Genomic DNA, 21,518 nt, shown 5'->3' on the forward strand with positions numbered 1-21,518 from the left:
TATTATTTTGCCTTTTGTTACAATACTTTCTATTCTTCCCTCAACGCATCTATGGGCTTTATGCTTACGGCCCTCTGGGCAGGTATTAAACCGATCAATGTCCCCAAGATTACCATTATGGCCAGCGCTCCCAGTACATAGGGGATAGGAACCGTTGGATTAGTATATGGAAAATCGATGTTCTGGGTAAAACTATTGATCAAACTTAACGTGGCCGCTCCCAGGATAATTCCCATGATTCCCGCTATCATGGTCAAAAAAACGGATTCCAATATGATCTGTGACCTCACTTCCCGGGGAGTTGCTCCCAAGGCCCTTCGTACCCCAAGTTCCTTGGTACGCTCCTTTACCGAAATCAAAAGAATATTACCTATACCGATGACACCTGCCAAGATGGTGGCCACGCCAACAATTAGCGACAAAAAGGTAATGCCTTTGGAAAACCCGATAATCCTGTTAAAGGCCTCTCCCAGATTGAACGAACCAAATGCCCTTTCATCATCGGGATGAACCCTATGGATATTCCGCAAAAGTGCCTTGATGTTTTCTTCTACCTTTACCACATCCACATCATCATGGGCCGCTATGGAAAACCATCCCACATTATCCCCAGTGTTATACAATCTTCTGTAGGTAGTAAAAGGGATAAAAATATCGCCATCCCCACCAAATCCTCCACTAGGGTCAAATTTGTGGACACCGATCACCTGAAAATAGACATCATCGATCTTAATATAGCCCCCTATGGGATCCTCATCCTTTTCGAACAATTCCTGTTGAGTGCGCTCCCCAATGACCGCAACTTTTCTAGCCTGATCAATGTCCTCATCATTTACAAAACGCCCTCCATCATATATTTTCTTTGGTGCAATTTTTGTAAATACGGGAAAGTCCCCAAATACCGGATAGCTACCTGATTTATTCTTCCTACCGATGCTGGCCGGGGACGATCCAAAAAATCCTTTAACATTCCTTGGGGCAATGTACTGTAGCTCCGGAATCCTGTTTTCCATCATCGCAGCATCCTCCAACTTCAATTGCAATTGTCTGCCTGTTTTGAATCCTTCATGAGGTATGCTCGTACTCTGTGCCCAAACGAACATGCTATTCCTGGCGATACTCTCGAACATACTTTCAAAACCATTGTCCATTCCCTTGGCCGCTCCGGAAAGGGCTATATAGATAAAAATACCCCACAACACCCCTATTACGGTAATGACGGTCCTTATCTTGTTCTTGCTTATGGAACCAAAAATCTCTTGCCAAGTATTTCTATCGAACAGTAATCGCATATCAATCGTCCCTTAATGCTACAATCGGTTTAATACTCGCTGCCCGCCTTGCCGGCACGTAACCGGCGATTGCCCCAAAAATTATTAAAACTATGGTCGCAATAGTGGCCATGGTCAAATCGATATAAGGGTTGGTTATAAAAAAGTCCTTTAATTTTTCACCAAATGAACTTAATACGGCTATTCCTATCAACATACCGATAAACCCAGAAATCGTAGTAATGAATACGGACTCCAATAAAATAGTGCCAATAACGGATTTTGGGGTTGCACCAAGCGCTTTTCGTATACCCAATTCCTTGGTACGTTCCTTAACTACAAAGACCATGATATTGCTAATTCCTATGATGCCAGCGATAATGGTACCGAAAGCAACGAATCCCACAATAATCTGGAGCACGCGGGCAAATTGCTGATTCTGCTTCAATTGATCCGCCACATTGCGAATAAAAATTCCATTTTGATCTTTGGGGTTAATATACTTTTTTTCCCGAATAAAGCTGTTTAAACTACGTTCAAACGCCATTGCCCCGGCGTAGCCTATTTCCGGTTTGAAACCCACGATTATTTGATCTATCTCATCCGTGTTTTTTTCGATAAGCTGCCTTGTTGTATAGGGCATATAAATGATACGCTCCTCATTATCCCCTCCATCGTCCTGGAACACGCCAACTACTTTGAAGGCACTCCCCCCAACATCAATATATTTTCCAATCGAGTTTTTTGCCCCAAATAAATCCTTCTCCACAAGACGACCGATAACCGCATACTTGGTTTTATCATTAATGTCAGTTTTGTTCAAAAACCTCCCTTTCATCATAATGGTCTTCTCGGCATATTGATGGGAAGAGGCCACGGCCTGGGTGGTGTAGTTATTGGATTCCTCCTTATACTTTACCGTGTCCTGCCTAGAAATTCTCGGAGTCGTGTATTCCAGGAATAACGCAAAATTCTTTTCGATGTCCGCGAGGTCACTATTATCGAATTCAATTTGCCTATTGGATTTGTACCCTTTGTAAGGCATGGTAGTCCTCCCGCGAAATACATAGAACACATTGGTAGCATCATCTGCAAAAAACTCATTGAAGGTATTAATGAGCCCATTTCCAAAACCGAAAAGGATTACGAAGATCAGAATCCCCAAAGCAACCGTAAAGCCGGACAAAAAAGTCCGCAGCTTATTCTTTTGGATGGTCTCAAAAATCTCTTTCCAGTTATCCCTGCTAAACATATTCAGAAGCTCTTACCTGCTTTACTTTTTCGTCCTTTACGATTATACCATCCTTTAAATGTACGATCCGCTTACACATATGTGCGATATCCTCTTCATGCGTAACTACAAGAATGGTGTTACCTTGGTCGTTTATTTTCTGGATCAAATCCATAACCTCATAGGACGTAGTACTGTCCAATGCCCCTGTTGGTTCATCTGCCAAAAGTACTTTGGGTTCGGCTGCCATGGCCCGAGCAATGGCCACCCGTTGCTTTTGACCTCCCGAAAGCTCATTGGGCAAGTGCGTGGCCCATTCCGTCAACCCTACTTGACCCAAGTATTTCAATGCCTTTTCCTGCCTCTCCTTTCTACCCATTTTCTGGTAGTACAGCGGCAGGGCGACATTTTCCATGGCATTTTTGTAATTGATCAAATTGAAGGACTGAAACACAAAACCTAAAAACTTATTTCGATATTTGGCCGCTTTGGTCTCATTTAAGTCTTTTATGGGTACCCCGTCCAAGGTATATTCCCCGGAATTTGCCTCATCCAACATGCCCAAAATATTGAGGAGTGTAGATTTTCCCGATCCGGAAGAGCCCATGATCGCCACCAGTTCCCCTTCCTTTACCGAGAAATTAATCCCCTTTAGGACATGCAGGGAATTACTCCCCATTTTATAAGATTTATGAAGATCCTTGATTTCAATCATGGTGGTTATATTAGTGAATTTTAAGTGGAAAGTGTCTCACCGATAATGAGACTGGCAAGTTGTTAAAATGTTACAAGATGGGTTCCAAATATTATGTTAAAAAACTAGTTTACGCCCTCGTCCGGCTCCACTTTGTTCCAAACCTTGATCTTATCATTTTCAGCGATACCGGACTTGACCTCAACAAAGATTCCATCACTAATTCCGAGTTCAATATCCTTACGTTCAAATTTTTGGTCTCCATTTTCTATCTCAACGAAAGGCTTTTTGGTCTTATCGTCAAACTGTACCAAAGCTTCCTTAATGGCCAACACGCTATCTGCACGGCCTAAGATTATAGAAGCGTTGGCGCTCAATCCAGCCCTTATGAATATGGTATCCTGTTTTTTCAACGTACCCTTGATCTCAAACTGAATAGCACCATTCTCCTCATTACCCTTTGGTGCGATGTAATCCAACACGGCATCAAAAACGGTATTTTCAATGGCCCCAACGGTAATTTCCAAAGGAAGGTCCTCTTTGATCTTACCGACTTCCGACTCATCCACCTTTCCCTCAAAAATCATTTTTTCCACATCCGCCACGGCGGCTATGGTGGTACCCTCATTAAAATTGTTACTCTCTATGACCTGGTTTCCCACTTCCACAGGAACCTCTAGGACCATACCACTTACCGTAGATCGAATTTGGGTATTCGCCACATTGCCATACCCCCTTGAAGTACCGGTCTTAATGATATCGTAATCCTTATTGGCCGCAGCATAGGACTGTTTGGCCTGGTCGTGGGCAACCTCCGCCCGCTCCAGATCCACTTTGGAGATTACCCCCTTATCAAAAAGACTCTTTTGACGTGTAAGATTTCGAATTTGGTCATCCAAGGCAATTTTGGCCGCGTCAATTGCATTTCTTGCGTTGTTCAGGGCGTTTAAGTTAGGAACTACCTTAATGCGTGCCAAGAGATCTCCGGACTTCACATAATCTCCCCCTTCCACAAAAATCTCTTCGATAACCCCGGAAATATTCGGTTTTATCAATACTTCCTCCAAGGGAAGAATGCTTCCCGTTGCAACGGCCTTCTTAATGATATTCTGTTTGGAAGGCTCCGCAGTTTCATAGACAATGGGATCCTCAGCGTTTTTTTGATATAAATAATACATGGATCCCCCAAATGTGATGGCTATGAGCAATAAGATGATTATGGTAACCGATTTTTTCATTTCCTGTCTCGTTTTGGTTTTATGATTTGATTGATGTTTCTATTTTTATTCCGTTCTCAATGCGTCTATAGGTCTTACCTTAATGGCACTCTGGGCCGGGATAAAGCCAGCCAAGAGACCGGATATGATCAATATGACCATGGCGCCTACCACCACGCCAAGGCTTACGCTGGGATTAAGGAACATATCTACGGGCCCATTGGCATCCAGCAGTGCATTGACCCCATAAATGAACAATGCCCCAAAGCTAATTCCCGCCATCCCGGAAATCAAGGTAAGAAAAATGGACTCCATCAATATTTGTTTTTTAATGGACCATGGATCCTCACCCAAGGCCCTGCGTATACCAATTTCCTTGGTCCGTTCCTTGACCACGATCAACATTATGTTACTTACTCCGATAATACCGGAGAGCAATACCAAGATTCCGACAAAATAAGCGATGAATCCCATGGCCCCAAAAAGGCTCTCTACCCTATTGTATTGCTCATAGAGATCAAAATAGCCAATGGCCCTATCATCCTCCGGATGTACTTTACGCTTCTCCTTTACCGTGCTTATAATACTTTCCTTCAAATTGGAAATGGAGTGACCATCATGCGCGGTTATGGCCATCCACCCTACATCATTACCTCGGTTAAAGGCTTGTGAAAAAGTGGTAAAAGGGACAAATATCTCCTTTTGGCCTTCTTCGCCGTCTCCATCATTGCTATTTTTTTTGTAGGTACCCACTACCATAAAATTTACACCTTGGATTTTAATATAGGTTCCGAGCACCTCTTCATCCTTTTCGTACAAGTCATTCTTTACCCCATTTCCAATTATGGCTATTTTCCGTTTCTCCCGGATATCATTCTGGTTTAGAAACCGACCTGATGTAACGGTCATGGGATCCTGATTTATAATTTCCGGATAGTCCCCATATACATTGTATGCTCCGGTCTTAAGTCCTCTTATCACATTACTCCCCCCCCTAAAACCGCTTAATCGATTCCTTGGCGAAATAAACCTGAGATGGGGGATATTGTCCTTGAGCGTTTGTACGTCCTCAATCTTAAATTCGAAACTTCTCCCTTTTGGAAGACCTTGATACGATTTAGTGGTACTGCGGGTCCACATGAACATGGTATTTGTAGCGATATCCCCAAAATCCGCCTTTATTCCATTCTCTAGACCTTTGCCCGCCGCCAAAAGGATAATGAGGATCAAGATACCCCAGAATACACCAAAAGCGGTGAGTACGGTCCTGAACCAATTACTGGTGAGTACCTCCAAAATTTCTTTCCAACGATCCCTGTTAAACATGGTTCACTCTGTAAAATTCCAAAACTCAAATTCCAAAACCCAAGTTTTGCGCTTTATGGTAGTTTATTCGTCCTTCAAAGCCTCTACCACATGTACCTTTGCCGCGCGCCAAGCCGGAAAAAAACCTGCAAGGGTACCTGCAAAAATCAGTACAAAGACAGTGGCCAACGCCACATTAAAATTTACGGATGGGTTCATAATGTAATCTACTTCTATATGGGGGCCTACAAGTTCCAAGAGCCCCATGCTAAAAATTAGACCGGCAAAGCCGGAGATGGCCGTAACAAAAATGGATTCATGAAGAATCATACCCACTATGGACCAAGGTTTGGCTCCAAGGGCCTTTCGTATTCCTATTTCCCTTGTCCGCTCCTTGACCACGATAAGCATAATATTGCTTACCCCGACCACACCGGCAATAATGGTACAAACTCCAACAAACCAAAAAAAGAACTTGATATTCCCTGTAAGTCCGTAATAACGTTTTGCCTCCTCCAGGGCACTCCATACATGGATGGCGCTAGTATCGTCCGGAGCAACGGTATGTGCCTGTTGCAAGTAGGACTTCAAATCGTTTTTGAACTTCACGGCCCGGGCAGCGGCCTCGTCAAAGTTTTCCATGGGCGGGACGGTATAGGCCAAATTGCTTACCCTATCCGATCCATTAAAAACTCTTTGGGCGGTAGTAATTGGAATATAGATGACTTCTTCCTCGCGTTCTTCCTGCTCTCCAAAAAAACCGATAATCTTAAAGGGAATACCGGATATGTTCAAATACTCCCCTAAAGGGTTATCCACATTTTTGAAAACATCCTTCTTGATCTTATTGCCTAGAACGGCCACCTTTGCCGTACCTATTTCATCGCTGTAATTGACAAAGCGGCCCTCCGACATCTTGGCATTATCGATTTGTTGAAACTGATAGGAGACTCCCTGGACACTATAGACCAAGACTTCTTCCTTGTAGTTCACCGAGATATCCTGAACAAATATACGGGGCGATTTATACTCTATATCATCACTGAAAAGGGATACGCTATTCTCATAATTCTCATTGCGAAATTGTATTCTCCTACCTGGGTTGAGTCCTTTGTATTCCTTGGCGGTAACCCCGGGCCATACCCAAACACTCGTAGCCGCATCCTGCTGAAATTCATGGGCAACACCATTTTGCATGCCTTGTCCAAACCCCAGTAAGATTACCAAGATAAATATGCCGGAAGCAACGGAAAGTCCAGTAAGGAACGTTCGCAATTTGTTTTTGCGAATGGTATCAAAAATTTCCTGCCATCTTTCGATATCAAACATTCGGTCGGTTTTTGATTGACGCGTGCAATCCGCAATACTGCACTTTAATAAGACTTCCGGAACATGCCTTTGTTACAGTTCGGTTCTTAAAAATATGTTAAAACTAGATAACGAGGCCTACCCCTTCATTTTCCTGTACACAAAGTAAAATAGGACTCCTACAAGTACATAGGGTATGGCCATTAGATATACTATACCATTGTTTATCCCTTCGGCCGTACTTCTATTGCCTTCACTTTCCAGAACAGCCCTGCACATAGCGCATTGGGCCTCGGCGGACGACGAAAAAACAAGAAGGCACCCCAAAAACAAGATCAACCCCTTACGATTGTAAGTCAACCTCGAAATATCACATACTTGTCCTTTCACTGTATCTACCGTGTAGAAGACAAAATTGACAAAGATCGACTTTTTCCTATTAGTGTGCATAGTAAGGTGAAATCATGATATAAACGACGACTCCGGTAACCGCTACATATAACCATATCGGAAAGGTAATCTTGGCCAATTTCCGATGTGCCTCGAATTTACCAAGGTATGCCCTGGCATAGGTCTTCAGTACCAACGGGATTATTAAAATGGACAATATAATATGTGTAATCAAAATAAAATAGTACACATACTTGATGTTTCCTTCTCCTCCGAAGGGTGTGGATTCCGAGGTCATATGATATGCGATGTACATCAACAAAAACATAACGGATAGCACAATGCAGACGTTCATTACATTTTGGTGCAACTTTCGCTTTCCTTGCTTAATGGCCCACACCGCCAAAATCAGCAAAAGTGCCGTTACACCGTTAATAGTGGCATAGATGGGGGGCAAAAAGGTCAACGGCTCCACATTGGGCAATTTTACACGAAACAAAATAGCGACCACAACAGGTACCAAAATGGACACTGCTGTGATCACCCTATTAAATCTTTTCTCCCTAAGCTCCATGGTCTCCATTTATTCTTCCTTCAACAATTCTTTAATATCCTCTTTTAGTATACTTATCTGTTCTTTTTCACCCGCACTGTTCTCTTCCTGTATCTCGGTTACGGTGCCCCTGTAATAGATTATCGGGTTGTTTGCGGCATCCCTTCGGGAGCGGAAATATCCATTTTTGTCAATGAGGGCAAACATACCAGAGTGTTCAAAACCGCCCGGGGCTTCCTCGTCTTCATTGGCCACCATATAGAATCCGTTTTGGGCCAAACTGTAAATCGAGTCCCTGTTACCGGTCAATAAATGCCAATCGATGTCCGTAATGTTATTTTTCTCCGCGTATTCCTTTAAAATCCGAGGGGTGTCATAACGCGGATTGATGGTAAAGGAAACAACGCCAAAATCCTCGGAATCCTTAAACGTATTCTGGAGTTCCACCAAATTTTTGGTCATTATCGGACAGATGGTCGGGCAGGTGGTAAAAAAGAATTCAGCCACGTACACTTTGCCCAGATAATCCTTGTCCGTAATCAAAAGGCTGTCCTGATTGATGAAAGAAAACGAGGGCACCTTCCTTTTGTGGCCATTGACCTCAATAAAGGCCAATCTACTCATTCTGTCGCTTTGAACGATTTCCCCACTCTGTACCCGATCCACTATCTTGGGGACAAAGATTATCCCAAAAATCAGGATTACAAAGGATACCCAGATATAGGTGTACTTCTTACGCATTATTTGTCCCTGTTGGAATTGTTTTTCTTTAGGGCCATACGATATTCAGCCAAGATTATTTTTACATCATCTTCCATCTTGTTGTTCAAATCGGCCACTGAAGTGGCATCAAAACCATATTTTAGGCCCTCATCATCATCGTTTGTCCTACCCCGTAAATTGCCGTCCTTATCTATTATAAAGACATAAGGGGTAGACAAATTTTCATCCAAGGACAAATTGGTCTGCAAGCCTTTGAAAAAATTCTGTATTTCATTCTCCTCAACATGGACAAAATTCCATTTCCCTATATCCGACAAACCACCTAATTCCTTTTTTAACTCCGAAACCTTTTCTTCCGTACCCTTGGGCATGACCATTAGGAACTGGAAATCCTTAAACTCGTAAAATCGTTTGTATATTTTTTGATTGAGATTGAAGGCATTCCCTTTTTTGAGCTCAATATCCCTTCCCAAAAAACCTAAAATGGTAATCTTTCCTTTTAAGGAAACATCGTTATAGGCAGGTGGTAAATCGGATATGTTTTCGGTTAATGTGGGCAGTTTCCCAAAATTGGTTACGCCAGAGGCAAAAAACAGATATACTACTATAGGCAATACAAACAAAACGGTGAGTACAAATGTCTTTTTCATAGCTCCTCGGACGTATACAAAAATAAAAAAAGACGGTATGTAAACCGTCTTTCAAAGTTGTTAATTCTACGTTAGAAATTCCATTTCACATAGCCATCCTTAAACACATTGTAAATGTAGTCCGCTTCAAATAAAAGAATAAAAATCAAATAGGCCACCAAAAAAATAGGCGTCCAGACTATGGCCCTCCGCAATGCACTTTTCTCGTCACGAAGGTGCATGAAATCCCAAGCAATATAATAGGCCTTTACCAAGGTGAGGATAATGAATATCCAGTTCAGGAGCTTCATTCCCAGAAAGTAATTGTCCGTCAATGCCGCAGGTTTGGTAATCCCCAATCCCACTTCCACCGCCGTAACAACGGTTAAAAAGGCCAAAACACCCCATATTTTTTGGGTGTTGGATTTGAACTTTAGAAGTCCCCTAAAAATTTCAAGCTTATGTTCGTGTGCCATGTTTTAATTTGTCTTGTTTTCGACATAGTAGAACTTCCCTTTGTATGTAGGGAAAATCCAAAGACGATTATACCAAATAGAAAAAAGTAAATACAAATACCCAGACCAAATCTACAAAGTGCCAATATAGACCCACTTTCTCTACCATTTCATAATGTCCACGTCGCTCATAGGTACCTAATATTACATTAAAGAATATGATAATATTGATCACTACCCCGGAGAAGACGTGGAAGCCATGGAAGCCGGTTATAAAGAAAAAGAAGTCCGCAAACAATCGGCTACCGTATTCGTTGTGGATAAGATTTGCTCCTTCCACCACTTGGGTCGCATCATTAAGTTTCATTAATGATTGTTGCCTATCCAGCACTACCTTTTCACCTTCCTCGTTTATAGTCTCCGTTCTCACCAAAATATTGGGGCTGGCCTTAAACCCTTCGATAACCTCATTTACATTAAAACTGGGCATATAGCCTTCATTGTAGAACCAAACGCCATTTTCCCTTTCATGCTCTAGGCGCTCATCCGGGATGGTCTTGGCAAAATCCGCCAATGCCGCCCTTTCCCCGGTATCGGCGTTTACAAATTGCAAAATCCTTCCACCCTTGGTTTCGAGGGCACCAAAATCGCCTTTAATGAAAGTAGCCCACTCCCATGCCTGGGAGCCCACAAATATGGCACCTCCTATTATGGTAAGGAACAAATACCAGATTACGGAATTTTGCTTCATTCGATGACCGGCATCAACGGCAAGTACCATAGTTACCGAGGACATAATCAATATAAAGGTCATAAAGGCCACGTAGTACATAGGATAGTTCCCATGGAAGAAGGGAACGTGTGTAAAAACCTCATCCGCAATAGGCCATGTTTCTATGAACTTAAATCTTGAAAACCCGTAAGAGGCCAAAAAACCTGAAAAGGTCAAGGCATCGGAAACGAGGAAGAACCACATCATCAATTTGCCATAACTGGCATTGAGGGGCCTGTTGCCCCCTCCCCAAACATTTTCTTCCGAAGCCGTAGTAACCGTAGAATCCATAAAATCTTAAAGTCTGATTAGAATTGGCACAAATTTATAGTTTTCTTCTTTTAAACGAAAGCGGATTTCAACGAAAAGCCCGCATATTTTTTGATTACTTTACAAAAGTCATGAACAATACCAGATATATCCATAACAAATCCAGAAAATGCCAAAATGTAGCCCCCAAGGAAAGTCCCAAAAACTCATCGGCGGTATACCTTCCCTTAAATTGGTTGAACAAAACGACAAGTAAGGATATGATTCCGGCCATTACATGGACAACATGAACCGCGGCAATAAGAAAAATATAGGACATCTTAATGCTACTGGTAGGTCCGGTAAAATAATAGCCTTGGGCTATCATTTGGGAAAACCCGTTGAATTGCAATACGATAAAAAGAACGCCCAAACCCAAAGTGGCAACCAACCAAGAGGTACATTGTTTGGGGTTCCCCAATTTTATAGCCCTTTTTGCCAGGATGTAGGTAAGGCTGCTAATAATGAGTATCGCTGTGCTCAAATAGAAGGCGGGGGGGAGTTCCAAATCCTGCAACCAATCTTCCCGACTACTGCTTACAATGTAGGCACTGGTCCATCCTGCAAAAGCCATCAACAGGCTCACAATACCGAACCAAAGCATCATTTTTTTGGCCCGTGCATTTTTCTCTTTCTGTGTAGACTCCGTTAAATCCATCAAAGTTTATACTATCAATCTATTAGTTTGACGCTGGGAGGAAGCCTTATGCTATGAATTTGTCGATTACGTATACCATTTGCATTAGCGTGATATAACTCACACTGGCCAACATTAATTTCCGGGCCGAGGCATTATCCCTTTTTTCATAAAGCTTAAAGGCGAAAAACAGCATTACCAACCCCATGAGAAAAATGAGGACTGCCGCCGGAATCGAAAGGTGCAACCTCCCCGTAATCCCAAAGGCCGGGATAACTGAAATAACCATCATCCATATGGTATACATGATAATCTGCAGGGCCGTACCACCATCCTTCTTTCCCGTAGGCAGCATTTTAAATCCTCCTTTTTTATAGTCTTCGTCCAGCATCCACCCTAGAGACCAAAAATGGGGAAATTGCCAAAAAAATTGAATCATAAAGAGTGTTCCCGGCTCTATTCCAAAATCATTGGTGGCCGCCACCCATCCCAACATAAAGGGTATGGCCCCTGGAAACGCCCCAACAAATACACACAAGGGTGTCTTTGTCTTTAACGGGGTATATATGCTGGTGTATAAAAAAATGGATATCGCACCGAACATTGCTGTTTTTGGATTTAGAATGTACAGGGTAACCACTCCTAATAACGTAAGGGAAACTGCAATGAACAATGCCCTGTTGACCGACATTCGGCCGGAGGGAATAGGCCTATTCCGGGTCCGGTTCATCAAGGCATCCAAGTCCTTTTCTATGATTTGATTGTACACGTTTGATGCTCCTACCATACAATAACCGCCAAAGGCAAGTAGTATTAAGGAAATAGCATTTATTTGATCGGCACCTAAAAGGTAACCTGCCAAGGAGGAAAAGACTACGCTTATGGCAAGTCTAACTTTGGTGATTTCTTTAAAATCAGCAAAAAACAAGGTCCAAGAGGTGCTTTTTACCGTTCCGATGGCAGTCTTCATTCTCAAATTTAAATAGGTTGCCAAAGATAGCCCCAAACACCATTTCCTGCAACGAATAAGGTAGTTTATTGGACGAAAGGACTAAACCCAAAAAGAAAAACCCTGATTTGATATCAGGGTTTTGCACATATATACTTTAAATTCGTGTCTATTGCAGCTTAAATGTGATAGGAATACTGAAAGGAACCCTAACCGCTCTTCCCCGTTGTTTTCCCGGAGTCATTTTAGGTAACTTACCGATGATACGGGCCGCTTCTTTTTCCAAGTTTTTGTCCGGGCCCCGCATCCTAACATTACCGATACTACCATCCTTTTGAATAACGAACATTACGTTTACTCTTCCTTGAACCCCCATTTCTTGGGCTATTTCAGGGTAACGGAAGTTTTTACTGATATGTTTCTGCATCATTTTGTTGAAACAGGCCCTTTTATCACCTGCGCTTTCGCAACCTGGAAAAACAGGCACGTCCTCAATAACGGCAAAAGGCACGTCCACATCTTCCTCAACTTCTTCTACGGCCACATCCTCTACTTCGATGATTTCCTCTTCCTGGCTGGTTTCCGTAGATTCTATAACGGTTTCCTCAACTTCTTCCTCGTCCTCTACCACTTCAATAACTTCCGGAGCCGCTGGTGGTGGCGGTGGTGGTGGCGTCTTGATCTGTTCCGTCATGGGAACTTCCTCGTCCAAATCATCATCTACGTTCATCGAAATATCGTAGTCGTTTACCTTGTCATAGGTTTTCCACTCCAAGGCACCGTAGACCAAGGCCATTACCAAGGCCAATCCTATTACAAAATAAAGCCCACTGTTCCTGCCAATATCCGCTTTTGGGTTCTTTTTTAGTTCCATAACTATATCTTTAATGTTCGCTAATTTAATTAAAATAATGCGTAAAAAGCAAATACTATTTCCAATTTAACCGCTTTTTAGAGGAAAAAATCATTTTTGCCGTTAACCCTCCGATCAAGGCACCGATTGTATTGGCCAATGCGTCAAAAACGTCCCCTGCCCGGGTCATCGTATATCTCTGCTGAATCACCTCAATAATAATACCAAAAACGACCAGGCACAGAAATAGGCCCGTAATAATTTTCAATAAAGATGTACCACTTTTTATTCTTTTACGAAAAGAGAACAGACCCAAAATGGCAGCTACAAAATAAAACGTAAAGTGTATGATCTTATCCAAATGGGGGATTTGGATGTTCGGCACATGGGTATCTTCAAAAGAATATAAGCTGGAAAATGTAACGAACATCATCCAGCTTATAAAGGAAATTGTAAAAATCGGGTTTTTAGGCACCTATTAATTCTTTATAATCCCCGTCACTGAGCAAATCCTCAATTTCGGCAGGTTCACTTATCCTTATCTTTATCATCCAACCTTCTCCGTAGGGATCGGAATTCACTTTTTCGGGCTCATCTTCCAAGGATTCATTGAAAGCAATAATTTCCCCACTCAAAGGCTGAAATAGATCGGATACCGTCTTTACGGCCTCTACTGTGCCAAAAACCTCTTCCCTTTCCAAGGTTTCATCCAAGGTCTCCACCTCAACATAAACGATGTCCCCCAACTCTCCTTGTGCAAAATCCGTGATGCCTACGATGGCTACATCGCCCTCTATCCGTATCCATTCGTGATCTTTCGTATATTTTAACTCGGATGGTATGTTCATTTTTTTCTTGTTTTTATCCGTAGGCAAATGTAACGGATTCCGAATAGGTTTTCAAGAATAAATTCAAGTTCACGCCCTGAGCTTGGGTTCGATTTTCGGCAAGTATTTGACGTGTCTTTTCGAAATCCCCCTTCAAACAAAATACCAAGACGCATTGCCCCTAACATCAAATAGTGTGTGAATCACATACCATTCAAAACAAGTGCCTGTCCTATTATAGTATTTAATTTCCAAAATTGTAACGCAAGGTGAATCCTGCATTTATGGTCGTCTGCGGGAAGGCCGTGGATACCGCAAATTGGGAGAACGAATGATCATAGAAGAACAGGGCATTCAAATTCTTGTTCAGCGCATAGTCTGCCGTAAACTTAATGGACAATAGATTTTGGCCAGATGTAATCTGATTATTATCGATATCCAAATTTCGGATGATAGTAATATTGTCACGTAACGTAACGTCCGCCTTTAGATTCAAGTCTCCCTTGAGCCTCGTTTTGTTGCCTCCGATATTGGTCACAAATTGTACATCCTTAAAGCGATATCCCAGCCCCAATGTATATTCCTTCCCATTCACCTCGGTCATAAGATTATTGTCAAAACTAAGGGAAAGCGCCCTATCGGTCCGTACCTCTGCAAGAACACTAACGGAATTTCTCATTTCAAAATCGACCCGCATCAATGGATTGAACTGATCGGTAAGTACCACATTGTTCAAAATAAGATCGGGCAACAAATCCCCGGTTTCGGAATCGATACTGCCATTTTCCTTTTCCAAATTGGTCTGGAACGAATTGATACTATAGGCCGCCCGATACCCATGGGTCAATGAAAATCGCTTGAACTTTTTCTTGAACCACTTATTTCGCATCAACCCTGTATACTTTATATTCCAGTTGGGAATAGGAATATCCCGAAAAGCATCCAGGTTCACCCTATTTACGTCCTGACCGGTATAGGCAGCAAAAAACGCTGGCAAAAGCACTTCTTGATTGGTCTTGCCATACAATTGTGGAAAACCGTCCTCGTCCAACTCTCCAATGGCCTGCCCTCTATCCGTTACCAACCTGTTGGCAATAATTAATCTATTCTCCTTAAATTTTTCGAAGGTCTCGGAGGTAAACTCGTCACTTTTACTAAAGGCCGTACCGATCATCATGGTGGAGATACTGAAATTCCCAAATTGATTGCCGAGTAACTGATTATATTGAAGACCACCATTTTCAATATCCGGAATTACCTCAAAATTCTCCTGATAACTACTGGAAAGTTGCCTGTCCGCTGAGAGGTCTATGGTCAAATCCGGGGTAACCTGGGCCGTGGCCGTAATGTTCAACTGTTTGTTGGTACGCTCCAGATATTGTTCATTGAATCCACCAAACTGTGTCAGCCATCCATTACGGGCGGCGTCAAAACGCACATCGGCCTGACTCCCAAAAACAAAACCGAAAGATGGTCTCAGGGATCCAATAAAACCGATGCTCTGGGTATATCCGGGAAGCACCTTACCATTGGTCTCGTTATAATTGACGTTCAATCGCTTCACCATGGTCAAAATATCCACAACTGTATTGAAAAGTGCGCTGGTCTTTGGTTTCTGTGCTTCTTCCCCGGCAGCCGTATTTCCAGCCTTGTCCCTACGGATCGGAGCCCGATTTACGGCTACCTTGCCATCCCGCTTTTTAAGTCCGATCATATCATAGAACTTCTGCATGGTAAGGTTTGCCGTTAGGTTATGCGTATTGGCGTTCTGCACCGTATTGATATCCTCCCCGGCTACCTCGCGAAGTGCATCCCCGCCCCTTTGCCAGTCAAAATTACTGGTATAGGTATACTGGGCATTGATAAAATCCAAAGCGGGAATCTTATTGAACGGCAGTTCATAGTTTACTTGCATTTGCTGCGAATGCCTGTTGGGTTCCCCCAAATCCCAAAATCCGTCCCAAAGTCCCAAGGTCTGGTCTATTTCGGAATTTGGATTGTCCTCATCCTCCAGAAAATTACGTACAATATTGTTATTGCTTCCGGTAAAATTCAATCGTAAGGACTTGGTAAGATTATAGTTTATCGCATACTGCCAATTAAACTGATAATTTCGTTGTTGCAGTTCCGGTAATTCCAAACGTTCCACACCTTCCTCACGTACATCCCTAAAGCGCTGCCGATTGAACTGTCGGTTTATATTGGAATTTACGGAAACGGTAGCAGGCAAAAGGTTTAGGTTAAGGTCTTTGAGCCATTGCCAATACTTACCGGTAAAGAGCGAATCCTTCTTGGCAAAGGGCGCCACCTCAACGGGCTCAAAGGCGTGATTGTACACAAATCCGGTCACTACATTTTGATCTTGCAAATTGGCTATTTCAAAGTCCCGATGGTTCGTCTCGTTATAGGAATAGTTGAACGTAAAATTTTCAATATCATAGAAATTGGCATCCGCCTCCTCTCCCCGATCTTTACGTACACCGATGAAGTTAATACTGGTCCTTTTGGTATAATCCTCCGCTTGTTCCCTAATTTCTTCCGCTGCTTCGGCGGTAGGTGCAGTATCGATCAAATCATCCAATTTCAGATCATCATACACCGGATCAAACTCAGGAGTAATCAACTGCTCGGAAATACCATAATTGAAAGGAAGCTGTATCCCCCATTTTTTGGGAAGTAATTGACCTAGGTTCACATTGGTGACCAAATCATAGGAAATGGCATCTTCCCGGGCCCGTTCGTTGGGCATCTGATCTATGGCCCCAAAACCGGAGGTGCTTCGACTACCTGTTGCGGATACATTGGCAAAATCGGCCAGGTTGGCATCCACCGCAGCCACGGCCGCCCAACCTCCGTTATTGTCCAATCCGGCCAAACGCAATTCATTGAACCACACTTCGCCGCGGGCCGGTAAATCATCGGTATTCTTTATACCGACCATCATACTCCGTATACTCCCCAGAGAGGGATTACCCTTGATTCCGATACGTAACCTACCCGGAGTCCTAGGGGCAAATTCCTCCACGGGTATTACCTCACCGTTTTCCACTTCAAAAAAACGGACCTCGCTCAAATCGCCACTATTGATCCATAAGGATTTTACCTTGTTCAAATCACTTAGCGCAATATCCATTTCATTTTCTTCGGGCCAAATTTCACTTGCCGAAGTGGCCGTAAAGGGAGTGAATCGCAAGGGAAGTTCTATCTGGTAAAAATTTTGGGTGAAATCCGTCCCGATCCGAAAAAATCCTACCAGCGGTATATCGTCATCCGAGTAATCACTGTCCGCAATCTTCTCCGCGTGCATAAACATTTTTATCCTTTCATATTGGCGCAGGTCAATGTTCAAATTTTTAAAGACTCCTCGGGAGTCCTCGGATTCCAGGTTCTCCACAACTATGGAAAGGGACTGCTCATTTTGCCTAATAATCGTATTATTATTGTTCAATTGCTCCCGTACCACTCCTGGGGGAAGTACATAGGGTATCGGGATTCTGGAATTGTTCTCCTCGATATTCACCGTGTTCACATCTACAACGGTACCATCATCGGTGGGATCCGTGTCCACATTCTCATCCTGAAGATTTTTTAGATACGTCCGCCAATCGCCACGTACCAGATCCAACGTGGCAAAACGAAGCACAACGTCGCTGCTAAAATTGGTCAGGTACATCCGCATAAAGCTTACGGATCTGAAATCCGTTATACCTCCAACCGCTTCCGTGAAATCGCTCAAGGGAATCTTATACTGTATCCATCTTCGGTTCAGTTGGGATCCGTCCGGTAATTCCGGGGTAACCCCTTCCTTGATATCGGTTACGTATAGATCGTCTATGGTGGTGTTGGGTCTAATAGGAATTCGATATTCATAATAGCTGTTGACCGTATTCATGGTCAAATCCCGGTCTATGTCCTCCACATCGGGAAGTGTGGTGGAACCCCTATTGGTATTGGTCACCTCAACCGGAGAGTTTCCATCCGGGTTATTAAAATCGATATAACGCTCCAAAATACCACCTTCCCGGTTCAGGTAATATTGATAATTGTCCAAAGCAGGATCATTCCCTGTATTATTGGTATAAACCGATGCTTCCCCGGCATCGTCCAAGCCATCAAAACCAATATCCTGTAGGCTACGGTTGGTCTCACTGGCATCAAAGGCATAGACCAACGATTGTGTGGCCGGAACCTCTCCCCAGGATGTTGGGGCTACCAAATCATTGCTCTCTACTCCCGGCAGACCATTTTCATATTGCTTTTTACCGTCCCTTAGGATGTCTTCCGAGATATTCCCCAAATTTAGGACCAATTCCCCAGGACTAGTACTTGTACCATCCACATAGGGATCCAGTACCCAAAACTGGACGAATTCCACGTTGGACTGTTCAAAGTTGGTACTGCTCAAGGAACGCATAATCCCGGCCCATTTGTTGTTTGGCGTTTCCGTATCAAAATTGGGATTGTTATTGTAAGGTCCCTTTTGGTTAGGGTAATAGGCCAAATCCAGTGTATTCTGAACAGTGGTCTGACCTTGGGCGATATCCACTTGAGGGAAAACCTCATCCACGAATATCCTACGTGTCGGGTTTGTGGAAACATCACTATCCGAAACACCGGATGGTCTTTGATTGGTATAAAAAATGGGGTCTATGGTGTACCATGCCATTTTTGCCCTGCCATATCCGTTCAACAGGTTATCCGGGTCTTCTGGGGAACTTCCCAACAATTGTCCTCCCGGGACAAACTCCAATGGGGTACTTGCCAAAGTCCACCCCAACGATCCGCGGATATCTATCAAGGCCTGTGCTCCTTCAAAATCATCCAGATACGTGGTGGTCTCCCCTTGAAAATCAGCATTTTTTGGGGAATTGGGTCTTAACCAGGCCACTTCCGCACGGACAGAAACATTAGAAGGAACGTCCGTATCTATGTTCGGCAATTTGTTGACCATACGGGTTAGAAAGGGAACCTCCGTTGAAAAGTTTCCATTGAGGCCAAAGATGGTGTTGTTGACCGGCTCCACACCAAAGTTCGATTTTTGGGTAAGGGGTCTTTCATTGAGGTTCAACCAAGTGCCCCCCAACACAAAGTTTTCATTAAACTGATGCTCTACATTTATCCCGGTAAACCTGCGGGTCTGTTGACCGAATACGGCGTTGTTCTCTACTGAAATATTAATAGGGGTGTTGGAAGCCTCAAGACTTGGATCCAAAATTTGTACGGTACCTGCCTGATAGTTTACGGTATAATCTATTCCTTCCTGCAATTGCCGGCCCCCGGCGGTAACCCGTACCGATCCCCGAGGTACATTGAAGGCTCCTATGGGAATTCCACTACTTCCTTCGGACTTATAACGCCCCTTTAGAATAAACTTGTTCTTTTCCGGATCTTGTAATGCTGCTGCCTTGGTAAGCTCATACATGTCGCGAAAGACATATTGCTGCTGGTTCGGGTTATACCCTTGTACATTTTCATAAACGCCGCCGCCAAGTTCCTCAAACAAGTATTCCCCAAAAGGTTCGACCTTGGTAAAGATAATGAGCCCTCCTTGGGTATTCACGGTAATTCCAGGTACAAAATCAAAGAAACCATCACCCCCCGGCTGCACGTCATTGTAAATGTTCAAACGATCCAAATTGAAAACCTTCAAGAGAATATCCTCTTCCAAACCAGTGGGCCAGGTAGTATCGTCCACAGGCGTTATGTAGTTCCGGGGCGTTGGGTCGGAATACAGGATATTCATTTTAAAATCTTCCTGGCTCAATTGAAATGCACCGGTAGCATAAATGTTCTTCATCATCAAATCCCAAATGGGATCTGAAATGTTGGTGATATTACTTTTCAGCAACTTAAGTATCAAGGTATTGTTTTCAATTATGGGGTTTGCCCCGCTGGAAACCGTGGTGGCATCCAGACCGCCATTGGCAAATTCCCCTACTTGAAAGACTTGTCCGTTAAAGGTATATTGGAATGCTACGCCTAGCACCTCATCATTGCTCAAACGTTGGTTCAGGGATATATAACCCAGTTGTGAATTGAAATCATAGTCCCTTCCGGCTTCCAGTTTTCTTGCATTCTCCAAGATGGCGTAGTCAAACCCCTGGTTTGAGACATATCCGGGAATATTGAATCCAGCTTCCACGGTTGCAATGTCCCGAATTGATTCGGTCAATGCACCCGTACCTATCTGTTCAGGGTCAAAATCATTCGCGTCATTTCGGGGAAGTACATTGCTGGGATCATTGAAGAATCCGGCGGGGGCAGCGTTCAAAACCCCTAATCGGGTCTGTTCCTCGATGGCCTCGCCCAAATCCTGAATGGCGACAACGTTACGAACATTCAAGGTTTGTTGGCTCCTATTGGTTACCCATACCTCCAAACGAGTAATCTGGACTTGACTTTGGATAAAAGGATAATTGGCCAAAGCGCCATCATATTGATCCCGAAAATATTGGGCCAAGAAAAAGTGTTTGTCCTCATCATAGTCCAGAGCGGTGATGGAAAAGTCGTTCAAGGTACCTCCTCCCTGCGCAACTACCGTATTGTTCTGGGAACGCTGCTCGGAAAACACCGCAGTAACCCTGGTCTTTCCAAACTGCAATTGGGTCTTTACCCCGAAAAGGCTTTGCGCTCCTTGAATCAATGAACTGTTTAAAGGCATGTTTACATTTCCAACTTCTATTTTTTGGATGATGTCATCCTCTGTTGGCGTATAGTCCAGTTTTACGATGTTCTGAAAATCAAAAGTCGCCTCCGTATCATAATTTGCAGTCACCTGTAACCGCTCACCAATTTTACCCAACATACTTAAACTGATACGTTGGTCAAAGTCAAACGAAAGATTGGTCCTATTTCGAGGTGAGAGGGCGGGATTGTCATTTTTCTGCCAGATGACCCCTAGATCCATGGCCACGGATCCTTGGGGTATAACTTCAATGGTATTTCCCCCAAAAACGGACTGAAAAAAGTTATTATTGATATAAAAATTGGGAAGCAGATTTCTACGTGCTTCCTCACTACCTTCCTTCTTACCGGAATAGGCATCGGACTTTTCCTTGAAATATTCCTTGATGCCCTCCTGTCTGACCAACTCCATGTATTGTTCCGGAGTAAGGATAATAGGATAGCCTATATTAAACTCCCCGATACTTTCATTGTAAATGTACCTATCCAGTTTAGGGTCGTAAATATATTTGGAGACTATACTTTCAGGATTGGGCATTACTAATTTTCCCAAATCCGGGCCTGTCTTCACCGAGTCCTGTTGTTGCTCAACAGGTTCCTCACCCTCTGTTTCCTGGGCCACGGCAGGTACCGTGATCATCAGAAACAAGAGGAATAGAAAAGTAAGCTTAAATGAAAATTTAAGAAATTGCTTGGCCCCTTTTTTCAAAC

The 21,518-nt window shown here is 43.3% G+C and carries 19 protein-coding genes; 1 reads left to right on the plus strand and 18 read right to left on the minus strand.

What is annotated here, in order from left to right:
- Window positions 1–29: 29 nt before the first annotated feature.
- The 16 genes from ACO06Y_RS24655 to ACO06Y_RS24730 form a co-directional block, all read right to left on the minus strand.
- Window positions 30–1,292, minus strand: a complete 1,263-nt coding sequence (locus ACO06Y_RS24655; RefSeq protein WP_422081726.1) for an ABC transporter permease — start codon at window positions 1,290–1,292, stop codon at window positions 30–32.
- 1 nt (window position 1,293) lies between these two features.
- Entirely contained in the window at window positions 1,294–2,523 is a 1,230-nt protein-coding gene (locus ACO06Y_RS24660) for an ABC transporter permease (protein ID WP_422081727.1), read from the minus strand.
- Entirely contained in the window at window positions 2,516–3,217 is a 702-nt protein-coding gene (locus ACO06Y_RS24665) for an ABC transporter ATP-binding protein (protein ID WP_422081728.1), read from the minus strand. Before ACO06Y_RS24665 ends, ACO06Y_RS24660 begins: the two co-directional genes overlap by 8 nt.
- Window positions 3,218–3,321: 104 nt before the next feature.
- Window positions 3,322–4,434: an efflux RND transporter periplasmic adaptor subunit gene (locus tag ACO06Y_RS24670; RefSeq protein WP_422081729.1), complete on the minus strand. Its 1,113-nt coding sequence runs from the start codon at window positions 4,432–4,434 to the stop codon at window positions 3,322–3,324.
- Window positions 4,435–4,479: 45 nt separating this feature from the next.
- Window positions 4,480–5,739 (minus strand): ABC transporter permease, encoded by a 1,260-nt coding sequence (locus ACO06Y_RS24675; protein WP_422081730.1) that lies wholly within the window; start codon window positions 5,737–5,739, stop codon window positions 4,480–4,482.
- Window positions 5,740–5,802: 63 nt separating this feature from the next.
- Entirely contained in the window at window positions 5,803–7,047 is a 1,245-nt protein-coding gene (locus tag ACO06Y_RS24680) for an ABC transporter permease (protein WP_422081731.1), read from the minus strand.
- A gap of 117 nt (window positions 7,048–7,164) precedes the next feature.
- A complete protein-coding gene (locus ACO06Y_RS24685; protein WP_422084219.1) occupies window positions 7,165–7,365 on the minus strand; it encodes a hypothetical protein in 201 nt (66 codons plus the stop codon).
- 100 nt (window positions 7,366–7,465) lie between these two features.
- Window positions 7,466–7,999 carry a DUF420 domain-containing protein gene (locus ACO06Y_RS24690; RefSeq protein ID WP_422081732.1) on the minus strand — a complete coding sequence of 178 codons (534 nt, stop codon included), beginning with the start codon at window positions 7,997–7,999 and terminating at the stop codon, window positions 7,466–7,468.
- Window positions 8,000–8,710, minus strand: coding sequence for an SCO family protein (locus ACO06Y_RS24695; RefSeq protein WP_422081733.1), 711 nt, complete (start codon window positions 8,708–8,710; stop codon window positions 8,000–8,002).
- Window positions 8,710–9,342, minus strand: coding sequence for a hypothetical protein (locus ACO06Y_RS24700; protein WP_422081734.1), 633 nt, complete (start codon window positions 9,340–9,342; stop codon window positions 8,710–8,712). Before ACO06Y_RS24700 ends, ACO06Y_RS24695 begins: the two co-directional genes overlap by 1 nt.
- A gap of 71 nt (window positions 9,343–9,413) precedes the next feature.
- Window positions 9,414–9,797, minus strand: a complete 384-nt coding sequence (locus ACO06Y_RS24705; protein ID WP_422081735.1) for a cytochrome C oxidase subunit IV family protein — start codon at window positions 9,795–9,797, stop codon at window positions 9,414–9,416.
- A 67-nt stretch (window positions 9,798–9,864) separates the two neighbouring features.
- Window positions 9,865–10,839, minus strand: coding sequence for a cytochrome c oxidase subunit 3 (locus ACO06Y_RS24710; protein WP_422081736.1), 975 nt, complete (start codon window positions 10,837–10,839; stop codon window positions 9,865–9,867).
- Window positions 10,840–10,933: 94 nt separating this feature from the next.
- The gene (locus ACO06Y_RS24715) at window positions 10,934–11,515 is read right to left on the minus strand and encodes a cytochrome c oxidase subunit 3 (RefSeq protein WP_422081737.1); all 582 of its coding nucleotides are present in this window, start codon (window positions 11,513–11,515) and stop codon (window positions 10,934–10,936) included.
- A gap of 46 nt (window positions 11,516–11,561) precedes the next feature.
- Window positions 11,562–12,464: a heme o synthase gene (cyoE, locus tag ACO06Y_RS24720; RefSeq protein ID WP_422081738.1), complete on the minus strand. Its 903-nt coding sequence runs from the start codon at window positions 12,462–12,464 to the stop codon at window positions 11,562–11,564.
- 148 nt (window positions 12,465–12,612) lie between these two features.
- Window positions 12,613–13,317 (minus strand): energy transducer TonB, encoded by a 705-nt coding sequence (locus ACO06Y_RS24725; RefSeq protein WP_422081739.1) that lies wholly within the window; start codon window positions 13,315–13,317, stop codon window positions 12,613–12,615.
- 55 nt (window positions 13,318–13,372) lie between these two features.
- Entirely contained in the window at window positions 13,373–13,681 is a 309-nt protein-coding gene (locus ACO06Y_RS24730; protein WP_422084220.1) for a VanZ family protein, read from the minus strand.
- Between ACO06Y_RS24730 and ACO06Y_RS24735 the strand changes: the two genes are divergently transcribed.
- Window positions 13,644–13,778: a hypothetical protein gene (locus ACO06Y_RS24735; protein WP_422084253.1), complete on the plus strand. Its 135-nt coding sequence runs from the start codon at window positions 13,644–13,646 to the stop codon at window positions 13,776–13,778. The two genes, ACO06Y_RS24730 and ACO06Y_RS24735, sit on opposite strands and share 38 nt — an antisense overlap.
- On the opposite strand, the gene gcvH is transcribed toward ACO06Y_RS24735, so the two are convergent.
- Both gcvH and sprA read right to left on the minus strand, forming a co-directional pair.
- Window positions 13,764–14,144: a glycine cleavage system protein GcvH gene (gene gcvH / locus ACO06Y_RS24740; protein WP_422081740.1), complete on the minus strand. Its 381-nt coding sequence runs from the start codon at window positions 14,142–14,144 to the stop codon at window positions 13,764–13,766. The two genes, ACO06Y_RS24735 and gcvH, sit on opposite strands and share 15 nt — an antisense overlap.
- Window positions 14,145–14,367: 223 nt before the next feature.
- Complete coding sequence (sprA, locus tag ACO06Y_RS24745; RefSeq protein ID WP_422081741.1) at window positions 14,368–21,516, minus strand: cell surface protein SprA; 7,149 nt, start codon at window positions 21,514–21,516, stop codon at window positions 14,368–14,370.
- Window positions 21,517–21,518 lie beyond the last annotated feature (2 nt).

It is taken from the genome of Ulvibacterium sp. (assembly GCF_965228935.1).
Taxonomy (GTDB): Bacteria; Bacteroidota; Bacteroidia; order Flavobacteriales; family Flavobacteriaceae; genus Ulvibacterium.